This is a genomic window from Pseudonocardia sp. DSM 110487, from assembly GCF_019468565.1.
Lineage (GTDB): Bacteria > Actinomycetota > Actinomycetes > Mycobacteriales > Pseudonocardiaceae > Pseudonocardia.
Map to the genome: position 1 here is coordinate 4,262,645 of NZ_CP080521.1, position 18,747 is coordinate 4,281,391.

An 18,747-nucleotide genomic window follows, 5' to 3' on the forward strand; every position below is an offset into this window, starting at 1 on the left:
AAGCGCTTGCTACCTGATGGACCGACGGGGGACCTACGTGGCCGACAAGCGGATGACGGCGGCCGAGGTGATCTCGCGCCTGAGTTCCGGGATGACCATCGGGATCGGCGGGTGGGGTTCGCGGCGCAAGCCGATGTCGCTGGTGCGCGAGGTCCTGCGCTCGGACCTGACCGACCTCACCGTCGTCACCTACGGCGGGCCCGACGTCGGCCTGCTCTGCGCGGCGGGCAAGGTCCGCAAGCTGGTTTTCGGTTTCGTCTCCCTCGACTCGATCGCGCTCGACCCGCACTTCCGCGCGGCCCGGCAGGCGGGCGCCGTCGAGGTCGCGGAGTACGACGAGGGGATGCTGCAGTGGGGGCTCTACGCGGCGGGGCTCAAGCTGCCGTTCCTGCCCACGCGGGCCGGCCTCGGCTCGGACGTCATGACGCACAACCCGCAGCTGCGCACCGTGGCCGACCCGTACGGCGGTGACGAGGTCCTCGCCATGCCCGCGCTGCACCTGGACGCGGCGCTGGTCCACATGAACCGCGCGGACATGCACGGGAACGCGCAGTTCCTCGGCCCGGACCCCTACTTCGACGACCTCTACTGCATGGCAGCCGAGCGGGCGTTCGTCTCCTGCGAGCGGATCGTGCCGACGGCCGAGCTGACGGCGGAAGCCCACCCGGCGACGCTGAAGATCAACCGGTTGCTCGTGACGGGCGTGGTCGAGGCGCCGAACGGGGCGCACTTCACCTCGTGCGTGCCCGACTACGAGCGGGACGAGGGGTTCCAGCGCGAGTACGCCCGTGCTGCCACCGACCCGGAGGCGTGGCGCGAGTTCTCCGATCGGTACCTGTCGGGATCCGAAGAGGAGTACCAGTCGGCCGTCGCGGCGCGCCGCCAGGAGGTGCCGGCATGACCGCGGTGACGCCGGACGCGGCGGGAACGCTCGCGCCGGACCAGGTGAGCCGCGCCGAGGTCTGCGTGATCGCGTGCGCCGAGGCGTTCCGCGACAACGGGGAGGTCCTGGCCAGCGCGTTCGGCACGGTCCCCGCCATCGGGGTGCGGCTCGCCCGGCACACCTTCTCGCCCGACCTGCTCATCTCCGACGGCGAGGCGCAGATGGTGCGCGGCACATGGCCGGTCGGGGAGCCCGCCGCGGGCGACGTCGAGGCGTGGACGCCGTTCCGCACGATCTTCGACCTGGTCTGGCACGGCGCGCGGCACGTCATGATGGTGCCCTCCCAGGTCGACGCGTACGGGGGCATGAACATCTCCGCGATCGGCGACTACCTGCGCCCGAAGGTGCAGCTGCTCGGGGTGCGCGGGGCGCCGGGCAACACCGTGAGCCACCCGACGAGCTACTGGGTGCCAAGGCACTCCACCCGCGTCTTCGTGCCGAAGGTCGACATGGCGGCCGGGGTCGGCAACGACCGGGCGGCGGCCGCGGGTAGGGCTGCCCAGCGCTACCACGACCTGCGGCGGGTCGTCACGAACCTCGCGGTCCTCGACTTCGCGCCGAGCGGCGCGCTGCGGGTGGCGTCGGTGCACCCCGGCGTCACCGTCGACGAGGTGCGGGAGGCCACCGGGTTCCCGCTCGTGGTCGACGGCGAGGTGCCCACCACACGGCTCCCCACGCCCGGCGAGCTCCGCATGATCCGTGAGGTGCTGGACCCGAAGGGGCTGCGCGACCGCGAGGTATCCGGATGACGGCTCCGGGTGTCCTGCACACGAGGGCGTGCCAGCTGTTCGGGGTGCGCTACCCGGTCGTGCAAACCGGCATGGGCTACGTGTCCGATGCCGGGCTGACCGCGGCCACGGCCGAGGCGGGCGGGCTGGGCATCCTGTCGGCCGCGCTGCTGAGCCACGACGAGCTCGCCGTGGCGATCAAGGCGGTGCGGGCGCGCACGGACCGGCCGTTCGGCGTGAACATCCGCGCCGACCAGCCCGACGTCGAGCGCCGCATCGACCTGCTCGGCACCACCGGGGTGAAGGTCGTGTCGTTCGCGCTCGCGCCCCGCGAGGACCTGATCGCCAGGTGCAAGGACGCGGGGCTGGTCGTCGTGGCGTCCGTCGGGGCCCGGCGGCACGCGGAGAAGGTCGCCGCGTGGGGCGCCGACGCCGTGATCGTGCAGGGTGGCGAGGGCGGCGGCCACACAGGGGGAGTGCCGACGAGCCTGCTGCTGCCGCAGGTCGTCGACGCGGTCGACATCCCGGTGATCGGCGCGGGCGGCTTCTTCGACGGCCGCGGCCTCGTCGCGGCCCTCGCCTACGGCGCGGCGGGGATCGCGATGGGCACGCGGTTCCTGCTCACCACCGATTCGCCGGTCGCGCCCGCGGTCAAGCAGGTGTACCTGGCCAAGACCGTCACGGACACGGTCCTCACGACGGAGGTCGACGGCGTGCCGCAGCGGGTGCTCCGGACCGGCACCGTCGACGAGCTCCTGCGCACCACGGGGCCGCGCCGGTTGCTGCGCGCGGCCCGCAACGCGATGGCGTTCCAGCGGCTCTCCGGTACGCCGTGGCCGGACCTGGTCCGCGAGGGGCTCACCATGCGGAAGGCGCACGGCCTGACCTGGAGCCAGGTGGTGATGGCGGCGAACGCCCCGATGCTCTACCGGTCGGCGTTGCTGGAGGGCCGCGCCGACGTCGGCGTGATGGCCACCGGCCAGGTCGTCGGGCTGATCGACGACCTGCCCAGCTGCGCGGAGCTGATCGAGCGGATCATGGCGGAGGCATCCTGCGTGCTGGGTCGGCTGGTCGGATCATGAGCGACGTGTCCCACGACCTGCTCCGCGACCGCACGGTGCTGGTCACCGCGGCCGCGGGCACCGGCATCGGCTACGCCACCGCGCGCCGGTGCGCGGAGGAAGGGGCTCGCGTCGCGATCAGCGACAAGCACGAGCGCAGGCTCGGCGAGGCGGCAGAGCGGCTGGCCGAGATCACCGGCACGAAACCCCTCGCTGTGCCATGCGACGTCACCGATCAGCAGCAGGTGGACCGCCTCGTCGACGCGGTCGCCGGCGAGTACGGCTCGATCGACGTGCTGGTGAACAACGCCGGGCTCGGTGGCACGGCCAGCGTCGTCGACATGACCGACGAGCAGTGGGACTCCGTGCTCGCGGTGACGCTGACCGCCACGTTCAAGATGACCCGCGCCGCGCTGCGGCAGATGGTGCCCGCCCGCAGGGGCGTGATCGTCAACAACGCGTCCGTCGTCGGTTGGCGGGCCCAGGCGGGGCAGGCGCACTACGCCGCGGCGAAGGCCGGGGTGATGGCGCTGACCCGGTGCTCGGCCATGGACGTCGCCGAGTACGGCATCCGTGTCAACGCGGTGTCGCCGAGCATCGCCGTCCACCCGCACCTGGCCAAGGTCACCACCGACGAGCTGCTCGCCGAACTCGCGGCCAAGGAGGCGTTCGGCCGCGCGGCCGAGCCGTGGGAGGTGGCGAACGTGATCGTCTTCCTGGCCAGCGACTACTCGTCCTACCTGACCGGCGAGGTCGTGTCGGTCTCGAGCCAGCACCCCTAGCGTAGGAGCAGCAGATGGTGAACCGCGCCGCAGAGGGCGCCGAGGGCACGCCGTTCCGGATGGACGTGGAGCGGGGCAAGGTCCGCGAGTTCGCCCGCGCTCTGCGCGCCACCGACCCCGCCTACCTCGACGCGGAGCACCCCGTCGCCCCGCCGACGTTCCTGACCACCGCGTTCTTCTGGCAGACCGACGGCTCCGACCCGTGGCCCGCCGTCGAGATGGACCAGCAGCGCGGGCTGCACGCCGAGCAGGAGTACACGTTCTTCGGCCCGCCACCGCGCGCCGGGACGCGCCTGACCTGCCGCTCCCGGATCGGCGAGATCTACACCAAGCAGGGGCGCCGTGGCGGCGAGATGACCTTCGCGGTGATGTACACCGACTTCCACGACGAGACCGGCCGCCTGGTGGCGCGGGCGAAGATGACCGGCGTCGAGACGGCGCGGCCGCCGCAGGAGGAACCATGAAGCCCCCTGCCCCGCTGGTCGTCGGCCCGGTGACCCGCACCGACTTCGTGCGCTACCAGGGCGCATCCGGCGACATGAACCCGATCCACCACGACGAGGAGTTCGCGAAGGCGGCCGGGTTCCCGACCCCGTTCTCCGTGGGGATGTGGCAGGCCGGCCTGCTCGGCACGTACGCCACCGGCTGGCTGGGTGCGCAGAACGTCCGCAGCTTCCGCATCCGCTTCCTGGAGCAGGTCTGGCCCGGCGACACCCTCACCTGCTCCGGTGAGGTCGTGCGCGAGTACGCCGAGGACGGCGAGCGGCGCGTGGACGTTGAGCTGACCTGCATGCGCCAGACCGGCGGTACCGCGGTGAAGGTCTGGTCGACCTTCGTCGTGCCGGAGGAGGAACCCGATGCATGAGCAGTTCCCGCCCGCGGACGGGCCGATCGTCTCCACCGCGCTCGACGGCGGGATCGCCGAGATCGTCGTGGACAACCCGCCGGTCAACGCGCTCCCAGTGGCCGGGTGGTTCGCCCTCGCCGACGCGGTCACCGCGGCTGGCGCCAGCGAGGACGTGCGCGTCGTCGTGCTGCGGGCCGAGGGCCGCGGCTTCAACGCGGGCGTCGACATCAAGGAGATGCAGCGCACCGAGGGGTTCACGGCGCTGGTCGGGGCCAACCGCGGCTGCTTCGCGGCATTCAAGGCCGTCTACGAGTGCCCGGTGCCGGTGATCTCGGCCGTGCACGGGTTCTGCCTCGGCGGCGGGATCGGCCTCGTCGGCAACTCCGACGTCATCATCGCCTCCGAGGACGCCACGTTCGGGCTCCCCGAGGTCGACCGCGGCGCGCTCGGCGCGGCCACCCACCTGTCGCGGTTGGTGCCGCACCACCGGATGCGGGCGATGGTCTACACGTCCGCGACCGCGATGGCGGCCGAGCTGCACTCCTACGGCTCGGTGCACTCCGTGGTGCCGCGGGCCGGGCTGCGGGACGCGGCGCTCGCGCTGGCCCGGGAGATCGCGTCGAAGGATCCGACGGTGATCCGGGCGGCGAAGGAGTCGCTCAACGGGATCGACCCGTGGGACGTCAACCACAGCTACCGGTTCGAGCAGGGCTTCACCTTCGAGCTCAACCTCAGTGGCGTCGGCGACAAGGCCCGCGACGAGTTCGTGAAGCGGGGCCGGCCCTGATGGATCTGACCTGGAGCGAGTCGGAGCTGGCCTTCCGCGAGGAGGCGCGGGACTGGCTGGCCGCGAACGTCCCGGCGGAGCCGTTGCCGTCCGGCGACACTCGCGACGGCTTCTCGGCCCACCTGGAGTGGGAGCGCAGGCTCTTCGCCGATCGGTGGGCCGTGGTCTCGTGGCCGGTCGAGTACGGCGGGCGCGACGCGTCGCTGTGGGAGTGGCTGATCTTCGAGGAGGAGTACCACCGCGCGGGTGCCCCGCAGCGAGTCACCCAGAACGGGATCTTCCTGCTCGCACCCACGTTGTTCGAGTTCGGCACCCAGGAGCAGCGCGACACCCTCCTGCCCCGGATGGCCGCGGCGCAGGACCTGTGGTGCCAAGGTTGGTCGGAGCCCGGCGCGGGCAGCGACCTGGCCGGGATCCGCAGCCGGGCCGAACGGGACGACGAGGCCGGCGGCTGGCGGCTGACCGGCCAGAAGACCTGGACCACGCGCGGGGCGTTCTGCACGCACCTGTTCGGGCTCTTCCGCACCGACCCGCAGGCCGGACGTCATCGCGGCCTCACCTACTTCCTGGTCCCGCTTGACACGCCAGGCGTCACGGTGCGCGGCTTCGAGCGCCTCGACGGTGACGAGGGCTTCGCGGAGGTGTTCTTCGAGGACGCGTTCGTGCCGGACGGCGCCGTTCCGGGCGGGGCGGTGCTCGGTGGCGTGGACAACGGCTGGAGGGTCGCGATGGCCACCACCGGCTCCGAGCGCGGCCTCACGCTGCGCTCGCCCGGCCGGTTCCTGCGCGCCGCGGACCGGCTCGTCGAGCTGGCCCGCAGCCAGCCCGAAGCCGCGACCGGCCCGCTCGTCGATCGGGTCACCGAGATCTGGATGCAGGCGCAGGCCTACCAGCAGTTCACGCTCGCCCAGGTCACCGACATCGTCGAGGGCCGCCCGCCAGGGGCCCGGTCGAGCCTGAACAAGCTCTACTGGTCCGAGCTGGACATCCGGCTGCACGAGGCGGCCCTCGAGCTGCTGGGCCCGGAGGGGCAGACCGACAACCTCTGGAGCCGCGGGTTCCAGTTCTCCCTGGCCGGCCCGATCTACGCAGGCACCAACGAGATCCAGCGCAACATCGTCGCCGAGCGGGTGCTCGGCCTGCCGAGGACGTGATCGGATGCGGTTCGCGCTGACGGCCGAGCAGCAGGACCTGCGTGACGTCGTGCATGAGCTGGTGGAGGGGCTCTGCCCGCCGTCCGTCGTGCGCGCCGCGCCGGATGCGCCCGAGATCGACGCGCTGCACCGGGGGCTGGTCGAGCTCGGAGCACCAGGTCTGCTGGTCGGCGAGGACGCGGGCGGCCTCGGGCTCGACGAGAACGTCCTCGTGCCGGTGCTCGTCGAGACCGGATGGGCGGCCGCCCCGCTCCCGCTCGTCGAGACCCTCGCCTTCGCGCCCGCCGTTCTGGAGGCCGCGGGCGTGTTCTCGGGAAAGGTGACCTGCGTGGCCGATCCCGCGGGGAGCGGGCTCGTGCGGTTCGGGTCACGGGCGAGCCTGCTGCTGCGGGGCGGGTTCGGCGGGGCGGGCGCGATCCGGGTGATCGACCTCGCGACGGCCCGCCGGGGGCCGGTCGCCGCCGTTGATCCGGCGGCAGACCTCCGGCGCATCGACGGCGGCATCGAGCGCGCGATGGTGGACGACCCGGCGGTGGTCGAGACGGCATGGCTGCGGGGAGTCCTCGCCGCCGCGGCGCAGCTGGTGGGCCTGTCCCGGCGGATGCTCGACATGACGGTGCAGCACGTCCGCACGCGAACGCAGTTCGGCGTGCCGGTCGGGAGCTTCCAGGCCGTCAAGCACCAGCTGGCCTCGGCGCTGCTGCAGGTGGAGTTCGCCGCGCCCGTCGTGGCCTGGGCGGGCGCGGCGCTGGCCGCCGGTGATCCTCAGCGCGCCCGGGACGTCGCCACGGCGAAGGCACTCGCGTCGGACGCCGCGTCGGCGGTGGCGCGCACCGCCATCCAGTGCCACGGCGCGATCGCCTACACCACCGAGTACGACCTGCACCTGTACGCGAAGCGGGCATGGGCGCTCGCCGCCGACTGGGGGTCGGCGGCGTGGCACCGGGCCGCGGTCGCACGCGATCTCGGACTGACCGAACACATGGGAGGGCTGCGATGACCGACGTCGTCCATTACGAGCGGCGCGGCGCGGCCGCCGTCGTGACGATGAACCGCCCGGACTACCGCAACGCGCAGAACTCAGCGATGACCTACGCCCTCGACGACGCGTTCTACCGCGCGGCGGCCGACGACGATGTCAAGGTCGTGGTGTTGGCGGGCGCGGGCAAGCACTTCTCGGCCGGGCACGACATCGGCACGCCCGGCCGCGACGTCGACAGCTCGTTCGACCGGCGGGCCGGCCTGTGGTGGGACCACGTCGGCAAGGAGGGCGTCGAGAACCGGTACGCCCGCGAGTCCGAGGTGTACCTCGGGATGTGCCGGCGCTGGCGGGAGCTGCCGAAGCCGACGATCGCGATGGTGCAGGGCGCCTGCATCGCGGGCGGGCTGATGCTCGCGTGGTGCTGCGACCTGATCGTCGCCTCCGACGACGCGTTCTTCGCCGACCCCGTTGTGCGCATGGGCATCCCCGGCGTGGAGTACTTCGCCCACCCGTGGGTGATGGGGCCGCGGTTCGCCAAGGAGTTCCTCTTCACCGGTGACCGCGTGGGCGCCGAGCGGGCGCTCGCCCTCGGCATGATCAACCGGGTCGTGCCGCGCGCGGAGCTGGAGACCGAGACCTTCGCGCTGGCCGAGAAGATCGGAGCGATGCCCCGCCTCGGCCTCGCGCTGACGAAGAAGGCGGTCAACCAGGCCGAGGACCTCATGGGCCTGCGGGCGGGCATGGACTCGGTGTTCGGGCTGCACCACGCCGCCCACGCGCACAACGCCGAGGTCGGCAGAGACTCCCTCGCGGGCCAGAACGCGCGGACCCTGCGTGACGAGGGAAAGCACTGATTCCCCGGCTCGCGGGGTGATCACCTTGCCGCCGACGCGTCAGGACACGACGACGTCCTTCGCTGCGGCGGGAGTGACCTCGCGATCCAGATGGGTGCGGGGCCCGCAGGAGATCGCCGCCAGCGCCACGAGGGACACCGCCGACAGGTAGGCGCCGACGGCAAGGCTGCTCTGCGTGGACGCGTAGAGGTACGTCGCGACGAACGGGGCAGGGGCCGATGAGATGATCCCGCTGAGCTGGTAGGACAGCCCCGCTCCCGTGTAGCGGACCCTGGTGGCGAACAGGCCGGGGATGAAGCTGGTGATGACCGCGCTCGAGAAGGAGTGGGCGATCGGTAGCGCGAGGAACGTGGCAAGGAAGATGCCCCACGGCGTGCCGGTTTGGAAGAGCGCGAACATCGGCACCCCGACCGCGACCCCGATGACGGCACCGATCTGCAGGAGCTGCTTGCGGCCGATGCGGTCGGCGATCAGCGCGACGAGCGGCATGCTGACGATGTCGAGCGCGGCGGCGGCCATGATCATGAGCAGGACGAGTCCTCGATCGAACCCGAGGTCCCGCGGACCGTGCGCGAGCATGTACACGGTGGCCAGGTAGAACACCGTGTTGCCGCCCGCGATGGCGAGCGCGCCGATCAGCACGGGCCGCTTGTGCGCGCGCAGCACCTCGATGATCGGGATCCGGTCCGTGCGCTCGTGGCGGGCGTCCTCCTCCTGCGCCCGCGCGAACTCCGGTGACTCGGTGATCCGGAGCCGGATGTAGAGCCCGACCGCGATCAGCACGGCCGATGCGAGGAAGGGGATCCGCCAGCCCCACGTCTGGAACTGGTCCTCCGGCAGCAGCTGCACCAGGTAGAAGGCCCCGGTCGCCAGCACGATCCCGGCGGGCACCCCCGCCTGCGGCCAGCTGGCGAAGAAGGCGCGCTTGCGGGCAGGCGCGTGCTCCAGCGCGATCAGTACCGCGCCGCCCCACTCGCCGCCGACGGCGAAGCCCTGCGCGACGCGGAGGGCGACCAGCAGGATCGGCGCCGCGACACCGATCGTCGCGTAGCCGGGCAGCAACCCGACCAGCACCGTGGCCAGCCCCATGCCGAGCAGCGAGTACACGAGCATCTTCTTGCGCCCGACCCGGTCGCCGAAGTGACCGAACAGGATGCTGCCCAGTGGGCGGGCGATGAACGCCACCGAGAACGTGGCGAACGCGGCCAGTGTGCCCGCCACGGGGTCGAGAGTCGGGAAGAACTGCCCGTTGAGCACGAGCACGGATGCCGTGCCGAAGAGGAAGAAGTCGTACCACTCCACCGTCGTCCCGATGAAGCTGGCGAAGGCTACCTTCGCCGGTGACGCCGCCGAGTCGGCCATGATCATCTCTCCTGGTCGTCGGTCGCGGCCAGTTCGCCGAGGCAGAGCCGGGCGACGACCTCGGTGAGCAGATCGACGCCCGCGCGCAGGTCGTCGTCGGCGGTGAACTCGTGCTCGTTGTGGGAGATGCCCTCGACGCTCGGGACGAACAGCATCACCGTCGGGACGATGTCCTTGAGGTTGGTGGAGTCGTGCCCGGCCAGCGTGAGCATGGGCCTGCTGCTGAGCCCGAGTTCGTCGGCCGCCGCGCCCGCCAGCTTGACGCCTTCGGGCTGGTAGGACTGCACGCCCCAGCGGTGGGCCGTGCGCTTGACGATCCTGACCCGGGTCGACTCCTCGATCCGGGCGAACTCCTGCTCGAGGAGGGCGTCCGCCTCGGCGAGGACGGCCTCGTCAGGGGACCGGAGATCGAGGTGGAGGTCGGCCTGGCGGGCGACCACGACCGGCGAGTTGGGGTGGACGAACAGCTGCCCGGCCGAGGTGTGCAGGATCCCGGGCCAGCGGTCGGCGAGTTCCCGCACGGCGACGATGACCCGGGCGGCGCCGAGCAGGGCGTCCTGCCGGTCCTCCATGACGGTCGACCCGGTGTGCGACTGGTCCCCGTGGACCGAGATCTCGTACTTGTTCGCCGCCCAGTTCGACTCGACGAGGCCGATGGTCGTGGCTTCCCGCTCCAGGATCCTGCCCTGCTCGATGTGGATCTCGGCCGCGAACGCCGCCACGGGCCCGTCGAGCTCGCCGAGGTGGCCGGTCGACCGCAGCGCATCGGCGACGGTGACGCCGTCCGGATCGGTGACGGCCAGCGCGCGGTCGAGGTCGAGCTTGCCGGTGTAGACGGCGCTGCCCATCAAACTGGGTTTGAAGCGGCTGCCCTCCTCGTTGAACCAGTCGACGACGGCGAGGTTGTACGGGGGCGTCCGGCCTGCCTCTGCGAACCGGGCGCACACCCGCGCCGACGCGTGGGCGGCGGCGAGCACGCCGTACGCGCCGTCGTAGCGACCCCCGCGGGGCTGGGAGTCGAGGTGCGACCCGACCAGGACGTACGGAGCGCCGGGGGTCCACTCCACGGTGCCGAAGAGGTTGCCGATGCGGTCAGTGCGGACCTGGAAGCCGTGCTCGGCCAGCCAGCCGGCCAGCCAGCCGCGGACCTGCCCGTGGGCGGCGGTCCCCGCCTGGCGCTCCACGCCGCCCGCCTCGGTGGCCCCGTACGCGGACATGGTGACGAAGTCGGCGATGAGGTCATCGCCCGTCGGGACGCGTCCGGCCGTCTGTGTCATGACCAGGAGAGTAGGGGTGGCATCTGCACAGCGTCACTGGCGATCTGTCGCCGGTTTGTCGCTGGATGCTATGCATGTGCACTGCCGGATCCGTAGGATGATCCGGCCCATCGGCCGGGTCAACACGATCGTCATCGGGACGTGACACATGCAGAACCTGGCACGGCTGCGCGCGGAATCGCGGGCCCGCTGGCATGCCCTGCTGGCCGCGCTCGCCGAGCGAGAGGCCCAGTGGCTCGACGCCTTGATGTCCACGGTCGACGGCGGCGGGCGCTACTACGGCGGCCTCGTGGAGCCGCAGGACTTCAAGGACACCTCCGCCCGCGTGTTCCGCTACCTCATCGGGCAGCTGTCCACCGGTGCCCCGCCCGCCGAGCTGGCCGGCCTGCCGGAGGAGATCGGCCGGACCAGGGCCCGCCAGCGCGTACCCCTCGAGAGCCTGACCACCACGATCAGGCAGGACTTCGCCGTGGTCTGGTCCACCCTGCTCTGGATCGCGCGGACGAGCGACATGCCCGTCCTGCTCTCCCACGTCGACGACCTGTGGCGTGCGGTCGATGATTTCGCCGGGGAAGTGCAGATCAGCCACCTGCGGGAAAGTGCGTCGCTCGCGGCGCGGGACCGCGACCGGCAACGCTCCATGACATCGGTCCTCTTCAGCTCCGACACCCACCACCCGGACCTCATCCGTCAGGTCGCAGGCGCGCTCGCGATCCCGGTGGACGGTCCGTACCAGGTGATCGCCTGCTCTCCCGCCGCGGCTCCGGGGGTGGTCGGGGCAGGTGCCGTCACCCACGACAGCGACGGCGTCCTCATCGTCTTCTGGCCCGGGGTGCAGCCTCCGGACGCAGGCCTCCGCTGCGGGCACGCCCCGGAGGCGGACGGACTCGCCGCCGTTCCGGCCCGGGCGCGCTCGGCCCGCCACATCCTGAGCGCCATCCCGCCCGGCCACGACGGCCCGGCCACCATGTGGGACGTGTGGGACCGCGTCGCCGCGGCGCAGCTGCAGCGCACCGCCCCGGACTTCCTCGGGATCCCGCTTGCCCGCCTCGCCTCGGTGGCGGCGCAGGAACGCGCCCGCATCGTGGAGACGGCCCGCTCCTACCTCGCCACGGGCTCTGTGGCCACCACCGCGTCCGCGCTGTACTGCCACCGCAACACCGTGATGACCCGGATGCGCCGCTTCCGCGAGCTCACCGGCCTCGACCTGACGATCCCGCGGGAGGCCGCCATGGCGACCGTGCTCCTCGCGTCCGAGGAGTACGGCTCCTGACGCGAGGTCGGCAGCGACTCCCTCGCAGGCCAGGACCCGCGGACGCGACGGTACGCGGTGGCGAGCTCTACGCCTCTTTCGCACCGTCTGGACACAGATCGAGGAATCGGGCCAGCACCGGATCGGCGGCGTCGGTCCAGGCCGCCGCCATCCGCAGGCGCAGCTCGGCTCCCGTGAGCCGCACGAGCACCACCCCGGGCTGGGCGACGCGGCGGGCCGAGGCCGGTACGAACGCGGCGCCGAGCCCGCTGGCGACCAGCCCCAGCGCCACGTGGGTGCGATCGACCTCGTGCGCGACGCGGGCGGCGAAGCCGGCTTCCGCGCACGCGCTGGTGTAGTAGTCGTGCAGCTCCGGTTCGAGCCCACGGGCGATGAGGATGAGATCGGTGTCGGCCAGATCGCCGAGCGGAACGTCCGACCGCCCGGCTAGCCGGTGGTCCTCCGGGACGGCCAGCAGCACCTCCTCGCTGTGAATCGGCCGCAGGTGCAAGTCCGTTGACTGCCCCACCGGCAACCGGACCAGGGCGACCTGGACCCGGCGCGTGCGTATCGATTCGACGGCCTGCTGGTTGTGCATCTCCTCCAGGACGAGTCGCACCTCCGGGTTCCGGGCCCGGAAGGCGCGTAGCAACGGGGGCAGCACGGCGTAGAGCGCCGGCGCGATGAAGCCGAGCCGCAGCGTGCCTGCCGTGCCCCGGCCCGCGGCTCGCGCGCGGCGGGTGGTCTCGTCGGCGTGGCCGAGCAGCTGCCGGACGTCCTCCAACAGGGCGCGCCCCGCCGGAGTCAGGTTCACGTGGTGGCGATCCCGCTCGAGCAGGGCGACGTCCAGCTCGCGTTCCAGCGCCGAGATCTGCCGGCTGAGCGCCGACTGGACGAGGAAGAGGCGCTTCGCGGCGCGGCCGAAGTGCAACTCCTCGGCCACCGCGAGGAAGGACCGCAGGTGCCTCATCTCCACGCGCGCCTCCCCGGGGGTCGGTGATTCCGACTGGGCATCACGGCTGCCCGGTTCAGTATCTCCGCCACCGTGCCGCACACCGATGATCGACGCATGCCGACAGCCTCCACGGACGCCGCCGGCCTGGCCGCGTTCCTGCACGACGAGGACGCGCTCGTCGCGGCGGTGTGCGGTGCGGAGCTGCCCGCGTTGCTGCCCGCGCTCGCGCACCTCACCGGCGACATGTCGCTGGTCGATGACGCGTTGCGACCGCCGTTGCGACTGCTGCCGGACCGGGTCGAACCGCAGGGCGGCATGTCCCCGGCCACGCAGCGACGTGCCCGGCACCGCGCGTTGCGGGCATTGCGCGCGTTCCGCGACGGTGGGATGGCTCCCGCTCGGCAGCCGGACGAGGCCGTGTTGCGGAGGTTGATGCGATTCGTGGCCGGTGACGTCGAGGACGAGTACCTGCCGTTGATGGCGCACGAGCTGGGAATGCCGGTGGACGCGGGCGCGCCCGGCTGGACCGTCGACGACGTCGCGCCCGGCTGCACGCTGGACGTGATCGTCGTCGGCGCCGGGATGTCCGGGCTCGTCACAGCCCACCGGCTGGGACAGGCCGGAATCGGCGTCACGGTTCTCGAGCGCAACGCCGATGTCGGCGGTGTCTGGCTGGAGAACACCTATCCCGGCGCGCGGCTGGACACACCCAACTTCGCCTACAGCTTCTCCTTCGCCCAGGAGGCGGCCTGGCCACATCGCTTCTCCACGCGTGCGGACATCCATGCCTACCTCGCGGGTATCGCCGATCAGTTCGGCCTGCGCGGGCGGATCCGCTGCGGGCACGAGGTCGTCGCCGCGACCTTCGACGAGGGTTCCGGCAGGTGGACGGTGCGCGCCCGCCGTGGCGACGGGTCCGAGGTGGCGTTGCAGGCGGACGCAGTGGTCAGCGCGACAGGGCAGCTGAACCGGCCGAAGCTGCCCGACATACCCGGTCGCGACTCGTTCGCGGGGCCTGCGTTCCACACCGCGCGGTGGCGACACGACGTGGACCTGACGGGCCGGCGGGTCGCGGTGATCGGCACCGGGGCAAGCGCGTACCAGGTGGTGCCGTCGGTCGTCGACCGGGTGCGCTCGCTGACGGTCTTCCAGCGCACCCCGCCGTGGATGCTGCCGACCCCGGACTACCACGAGCCGATCCCGCCTGCCGAACGACGGTTGTTGCGCGACCTGCCGACCTACCGCCGCTGGCTGCGCTACTACCAGTTCTGGACCTCGGTCGACGGGCGTCGCCCGTTCGCCGAAGTGGATCCGGACTGGCCCGAGGCGGGCTCCGTGTCGGCACGCAACGCTGCGCTGCGACGCGCGCTCGAGACGCATCTGCGACACCGGTTCGACGACCGTCCGGACCTGCTCGCGAAGGTGATGCCGGACTACGCGCCCGGGGCGAAGCGGATGATGCGCGACAACGGCGTGTGGGCTGCGGCGCTCAAGAAGCCGCACGTCGAGCTCGTCACCGAGCCGATCACCCGGATCGCCGCGCACGGCGTGCACACCGCCGACGGCCGGCTGCACGTGGCCGACGTGCTGGTCCACGCGACCGGCTTCCACGCCTCGGACTTCCTGTCCCCGATCCGGGTCACCGGGCGTGGCTGCAGGGATCTGCACGCCTGGTGGGCCGGCGACGCGCGCGCCCACCTCGGGGTGCACGTGCCGGGCTTCCCGAACTTGTTCTGCGTATTCGGGCCCAACACCGGGTTGGTGATCAACGGGAGCAACCTGCTGTTCTCCGAGATCGCCGTGCACCACATCCTCGGCTGCCTGCGCGAGCTGCTCACCCGTGGGGCACGCACGGTCGAGGTACGCGCGTCCGCCCACGACGCCTACAACGCCGCGGTCGACGCCGGCAACGCCCGGATGGCGTGGGGGGTGGCCACGGTGAACAGCTGGTACCGCAATGCCACGGGCCGGGCCTCCCAGGTCTGGCCCTTCACGCTGCTCGACTACTGGCGCATGGTCCGCGATCCGGATCCCGCCGACTTCCATTGGGCCTGAAGTTCCTCGTCCGACGACGTACGTCAGGAGCGCTCGTGATCCCAGCCCGCACCTCACCCACCACCCCAACCGACCAGGCCCGGCGGCGCCGGGTCGCCGCCGCCACCTTCGTCGGCACGGCGATCGAGTGGTACGACTTCAACATCTACGGCGCTGCCGCCGCGTTGATCTTCGCGTCGCAGTTCTTCCCGAACTTCTCGCCGGTGGCCGCGACGCTCGCCGCGTTCGGCACCTTCGCCGTCGGCTTCATCGCGCGCCCGATCGGCGGCATCGTGTTCGGTCATTTCGGCGACCGGTACGGCCGCAAGCACACGCTGGTGGCCTCGCTCCTGCTGATGGGGATCGGCACCGTGCTCATCGCCGTGCTGCCCACCTACGCCCAGATCGGGCTCGCGGCGCCGATCCTGCTCGTCGCGCTGAGGTTCGTGCAGGGTCTGGGCGTCGGGGGCGAGTGGGGCGGTGCGGTCCTGCTGGCGCTGGAGCACGCCCCGGCCGGCCGGCGTGGCCTCTACTCCGCGTTCCCGCAGATCGGCCTGCCCGCCGGCGCCTTGCTGGCGAACCTCGTGTTCTTCGCGGTGTCGGCAGCGTTGGGGCCCGAGAGGTTCGCGGCCTGGGGATGGCGGATCCCGTTCCTGCTCAGCGCCGTGCTCGTGCTCGTCGCGCTGCTCGTCCGGCTCAAGGTGGAGGAGAGCCCGGAGTTCTCGACGCTCCGCAGCCGCGGCGAGGTCCGCAGGCTTCCGCTCGTGGACGTGCTGCGCCGCAGCCCGGCCGCGGTGGTGCTGGGTATGGGCATCACCTTCGCCCCGTCGTCGCTGGGATACCTGCTGTCGGTCTACCTGCTGAGCTACGGCACCGGCACGGCCGGCGTCGCACCGCAGACGATGCTGCTCGCGATCACGGCAGCGTCGGTGGTCTACCTGGTGGTGGCATGCCTCACGGCCCTCGTGTCCGACCGGGTCGGCCCGGGCCGGGTGTTCGCGCTTGCCTCTGTGCTGGGAGTGCTGGTGCCGTTCGCCGTGTTCGCGCTGGTGAACACCGCGGCGGTGGGTGAAGTGCTGCTGGCGACTGGGCTGCTGGGTGTGGTGCTCGGCCTGATGGTGGCGGTACAGGCGGTGATCGTCTCCGCCGCGTTCCGCGCCGACGTGCGCTACACCGGCTCATCGCTGTCGTACCAGCTCGGCGCGGTGCTCGGGGGTGGGCTGACGCCGCTGGCCTCGGCGACGATCCTGGGGATCACCGGCTCGTGGACGGCCGTCGCGGGCTACATCGCACTGCTCGCCGCGGTGTCCGGTATCGCGGTGTGGTTCCTGCCGCGCGTGGCCGAGACGGGCGACGGAGAGCAGGGCACCACGCCCGCCGTGATCACTCAGCGGTAGCGGGATCACGCTGGATCGCGACTCCGCGGAGCAGGGTCTGCACCAGCGCCGCGTAGTGGGAGTCGTAGTCGGTCACGAAGCCGACCCCTCGCAGCTGGATGCTGATCGAGCCGTGGCAGGACGCCCAGATCCGCTGCGCGATCTCGACGGGATCGCCCGGGGTGATGACACGTGCGGCGTGCCCGCGGCGGATGGCCTCGACGAGTCGGTCGAATGCGTTCCTTGCGGGCTCCATCGCGGCGGCGGACGGCGTGTAGTCGGGGACCGGAGTGTCGAACATGAGCCGGTAGACGGCGGGGTTGCGGATCGCGAAGTCGCGGTAGCGGGCCATTCCGTCTGCGATCTCGGTGTGGACGTCGTCGCCGCGAATGTGCCCCACCGCTGCCGCGAGCTCCTCGAACCCCAGCCGGAACAGCTCGTCGATGATGCCGTTCTTCGACCCGAATCGCTTGTAGACACCCATCGGGGCGACGCCGGCGCGGGCGGCGATGTCCCGCACACCGAGCATGTCCGGTCCGCCCTCGTCGAGCAGCTCACGCGCGGCGCGCAGCAGTGCGTCCCGCACCTCGAGCGTCGGTGTGCGGCGCCGGGTCATACGTGTCGGGACCGATCGGCACGGGATGGGGTCCGGCACTCACGAACCTGCCGGGCCGGAGAGGGCTGAGCGGTTGGCATTCGATCATGTAACCATCCGAGCTCCCCGAGATCGTTGCGGTTCACGTCGAAACCGGCGCGTCGGGGAGTCGGCGGACCGCCGAGAGCCCCTCCGCCGACAGCGCGAACTGCTGCGTCGGCACCCGGCGACGAGCGCTGAGCATGCTGCGCACGACCCTGGCGAGGATCCAGGGGGCGAAGACGCTTCGTGGCGAGGCGATCATGAAGACGACGTCGAGGTAGGCGGCGGTGAGGTCGGGATCACGCACGGCCGCGCGCAGCAGCCGGTCCATGTAGCGGCGTCCGATCGCCATGGCTGGGCTGGGGCGCGAACCGGTCAGCTCGACTCCGGGCCAGCGCAGGTCCTCGCTGGTGGCGACGAACCACGGCGCGGCCACGTTGCGCGCGAGGTCGGCCTGGAATGCCCGCTCGAACCCGGCAGACCTGCCCCCTTCGTGCCGGTTCAGCGCGTCGGCCAGCACCAGCGCGTCCATCGCGGCGACCGTCATGCCCTGTCCGTAGATCGGGTTGAACGCGCACACGGCGTCCCCGGTGACCACGAAACCCGTCGGCCAGCGCCGCAGCCGCTCGAACCGCCGCATCCGGTTGGTGGGGGTGCGGTAACCCCGGATGGGACTGACCGGCGTGGCGACCCTGACCGCCTCGTAGATGGTCGGGTCGGCCAGCTGGCGTGCCCACTGGAGGAAGCCGGCGTCATCGGTGGGCGCGGTGTCCCCGGCGGCCATTCGACCGAGCGTCACGTGCCACAGGTCGTTCTCGACGGTCAGAAGGAGGCCCGCGCGCGGGTTGTGCGGCGCGCGCCCGTTGATGAGCACGCTCCTCCATTCGTCGGGGAACCCGTCGGGCCGCGTGTAGAACCGCGAGGAGTAGCTGAGACCGGAGTTCACCACCTCCTCCGGCACCTCGCCGTACCCGAGGTCTCGCAACCAGTCCGGCACCTTCGAGCTGCGCCCACTGCTGTCGACCACGAGGTCGGCGGGGACGAGGTCGGCGGCGGGCTGACGACTGCCGTCGTGGCGGAACCGGAGTCGCACCCCGCGGACCCGGGTTCCGTCGCGGTCGGTATCCAGGCCGACGACCTCTGCATCCGGCAGGAACCGCACCTGGGGAAGCCGCGCGAGCCGTTGCCGGATCTGCCACTCGAGAAGGAATCGGCTGAACATCACGAACTCGCCAGGGCTCGGCCGCACCGGCAACGGCCCGGCAGGCGACACGACCATGAAGCCGACGGTGTCGCGGCCCACGGTGGAACCGGCGGCGCGGAGGTCGTCCTCGATGCCGGGGAACAACCTCCCGATGATCTCGTGCCCACGCGGCAGCAGGCCGTGCGCATGGTGGGACTGCGGCGCCCCCTTGCGGTGCTCCGGGCTGTCGGGGAAGCGGTCTCGATCGACCACGGTGACCTGTTCGAAGTGCTCGGACGCGACCCGCGCCGCCAGCAGGCCCGCGAGACCAGAACCGATGATCACGGCATGGCGCCCGGCGTCGGGTGGGCCGGAGTAGGCGCGTAATCCTGCCTGTGTCGACATCGAGCCCCCCTATAGAACACTGTTCTTCTATTAAGGAACAAGGTACTTCAGCATGCGGGGGCGGTCAACAGGCGGCGGGCGGGGTCGGTCGTCCGGCTCTCCGGATCATGGACAGGCGCGCTGGCCGA

At 71.7% G+C, this 18,747-nt stretch carries 18 protein-coding genes; 13 read left to right on the forward strand and 5 right to left on the reverse strand.

The features are described 5' to 3' along the window. Positions 1 to 37 precede the first annotated feature (37 nt). Genes K1T35_RS19790 through K1T35_RS19835 form a run of 10 tightly spaced genes read left to right on the forward strand, consistent with a single transcriptional unit; the run spans position 38 to position 8,138 of the window. Positions 38 to 901: a CoA transferase subunit A gene (locus K1T35_RS19790; RefSeq protein WP_220262715.1), complete on the forward strand. Its 864-nt coding sequence runs from the start codon at positions 38 to 40 to the stop codon at positions 899 to 901. Beyond that, positions 898 to 1,692 (forward strand): CoA-transferase subunit beta, encoded by a 795-nt coding sequence (locus K1T35_RS19795; protein WP_220261599.1) that lies wholly within the window; start codon positions 898 to 900, stop codon positions 1,690 to 1,692. The genes K1T35_RS19790 and K1T35_RS19795 overlap by 4 nt, the downstream gene beginning before the upstream one ends. After that, entirely contained in the window at positions 1,689 to 2,753 is a 1,065-nt protein-coding gene (locus K1T35_RS19800; RefSeq protein ID WP_220261600.1) for a nitronate monooxygenase family protein, read from the forward strand. The genes K1T35_RS19795 and K1T35_RS19800 overlap by 4 nt, the downstream gene beginning before the upstream one ends. Next, positions 2,750 to 3,514: an SDR family oxidoreductase gene (locus K1T35_RS19805; protein WP_220261601.1), complete on the forward strand. Its 765-nt coding sequence runs from the start codon at positions 2,750 to 2,752 to the stop codon at positions 3,512 to 3,514. Before K1T35_RS19800 ends, K1T35_RS19805 begins: the two co-directional genes overlap by 4 nt. Before the next feature lie 14 nt (positions 3,515 to 3,528). Beyond that, on the forward strand, positions 3,529 to 3,978 hold the full coding sequence (locus K1T35_RS19810) for a MaoC family dehydratase N-terminal domain-containing protein (RefSeq protein ID WP_220261602.1): 450 nt from the start codon (positions 3,529 to 3,531) through the stop codon (positions 3,976 to 3,978). Then, entirely contained in the window at positions 3,975 to 4,379 is a 405-nt protein-coding gene (locus tag K1T35_RS19815) for a MaoC/PaaZ C-terminal domain-containing protein (RefSeq protein ID WP_220261603.1), read from the forward strand. The genes K1T35_RS19810 and K1T35_RS19815 overlap by 4 nt, the downstream gene beginning before the upstream one ends. Then, the gene (locus K1T35_RS19820; RefSeq protein WP_220261604.1) at positions 4,372 to 5,148 is read left to right on the forward strand and encodes an enoyl-CoA hydratase family protein; all 777 of its coding nucleotides are present in this window, start codon (positions 4,372 to 4,374) and stop codon (positions 5,146 to 5,148) included. The genes K1T35_RS19815 and K1T35_RS19820 overlap by 8 nt, the downstream gene beginning before the upstream one ends. Beyond that, a complete protein-coding gene (locus tag K1T35_RS19825; protein ID WP_220261605.1) occupies positions 5,148 to 6,302 on the forward strand; it encodes an acyl-CoA dehydrogenase family protein in 1,155 nt (384 codons plus the stop codon). The genes K1T35_RS19820 and K1T35_RS19825 overlap by 1 nt, the downstream gene beginning before the upstream one ends. 4 nt (positions 6,303 to 6,306) lie before the next feature. Further along, a complete protein-coding gene (locus K1T35_RS19830; RefSeq protein ID WP_220261606.1) occupies positions 6,307 to 7,302 on the forward strand; it encodes an acyl-CoA dehydrogenase in 996 nt (331 codons plus the stop codon). After that, complete coding sequence (locus tag K1T35_RS19835) at positions 7,299 to 8,138, forward strand: enoyl-CoA hydratase (protein WP_220261607.1); 840 nt, start codon at positions 7,299 to 7,301, stop codon at positions 8,136 to 8,138. The genes K1T35_RS19830 and K1T35_RS19835 overlap by 4 nt, the downstream gene beginning before the upstream one ends. 39 nt (positions 8,139 to 8,177) lie before the next feature. Here the strand turns inward: K1T35_RS19835 and K1T35_RS19840 are convergent, their stop codons facing one another. Together K1T35_RS19840 and K1T35_RS19845 are read right to left on the reverse strand one after the other, a co-directional pair. Beyond that, positions 8,178 to 9,500 (reverse strand): MFS transporter, encoded by a 1,323-nt coding sequence (locus K1T35_RS19840; RefSeq protein WP_220261608.1) that lies wholly within the window; start codon positions 9,498 to 9,500, stop codon positions 8,178 to 8,180. A 2-nt stretch (positions 9,501 to 9,502) separates the two neighbouring features. Beyond that, entirely contained in the window at positions 9,503 to 10,777 is a 1,275-nt protein-coding gene (locus K1T35_RS19845; RefSeq protein ID WP_220261609.1) for a M20 family metallo-hydrolase, read from the reverse strand. Between the two features lie 148 nt (positions 10,778 to 10,925). Here K1T35_RS19845 and K1T35_RS19850 point away from each other — a divergent pair, with 148 nt between their 5' ends. Continuing rightward, a complete protein-coding gene (locus K1T35_RS19850; protein WP_220261610.1) occupies positions 10,926 to 12,050 on the forward strand; it encodes a helix-turn-helix domain-containing protein in 1,125 nt (374 codons plus the stop codon). 67 nt (positions 12,051 to 12,117) lie between these two features. Here the strand turns inward: K1T35_RS19850 and K1T35_RS19855 are convergent, their stop codons facing one another. Continuing rightward, on the reverse strand, positions 12,118 to 12,999 hold the full coding sequence (locus tag K1T35_RS19855; RefSeq protein ID WP_255622613.1) for a LysR family transcriptional regulator: 882 nt from the start codon (positions 12,997 to 12,999) through the stop codon (positions 12,118 to 12,120). A gap of 99 nt (positions 13,000 to 13,098) precedes the next feature. Between K1T35_RS19855 and K1T35_RS19860 the strand changes: the two genes are divergently transcribed. Continuing rightward, on the forward strand, positions 13,099 to 15,039 hold the full coding sequence (locus tag K1T35_RS19860) for an NAD(P)/FAD-dependent oxidoreductase (RefSeq protein ID WP_220261612.1): 1,941 nt from the start codon (positions 13,099 to 13,101) through the stop codon (positions 15,037 to 15,039). A 35-nt stretch (positions 15,040 to 15,074) separates the two neighbouring features. Next, complete coding sequence (locus K1T35_RS19865; RefSeq protein ID WP_255622311.1) at positions 15,075 to 16,415, forward strand: MFS transporter; 1,341 nt, start codon at positions 15,075 to 15,077, stop codon at positions 16,413 to 16,415. On the opposite strand, the gene K1T35_RS19870 is transcribed toward K1T35_RS19865, so the two are convergent. Then, complete coding sequence (locus tag K1T35_RS19870) at positions 16,402 to 17,010, reverse strand: TetR/AcrR family transcriptional regulator (RefSeq protein WP_220261613.1); 609 nt, start codon at positions 17,008 to 17,010, stop codon at positions 16,402 to 16,404. The two genes, K1T35_RS19865 and K1T35_RS19870, sit on opposite strands and share 14 nt — an antisense overlap. Before the next feature lie 121 nt (positions 17,011 to 17,131). Continuing rightward, on the reverse strand, positions 17,132 to 18,619 hold the full coding sequence (locus K1T35_RS19875; protein ID WP_220261614.1) for an NAD(P)/FAD-dependent oxidoreductase: 1,488 nt from the start codon (positions 18,617 to 18,619) through the stop codon (positions 17,132 to 17,134). Between the last annotated feature and the right edge of the window lie 128 nt (positions 18,620 to 18,747).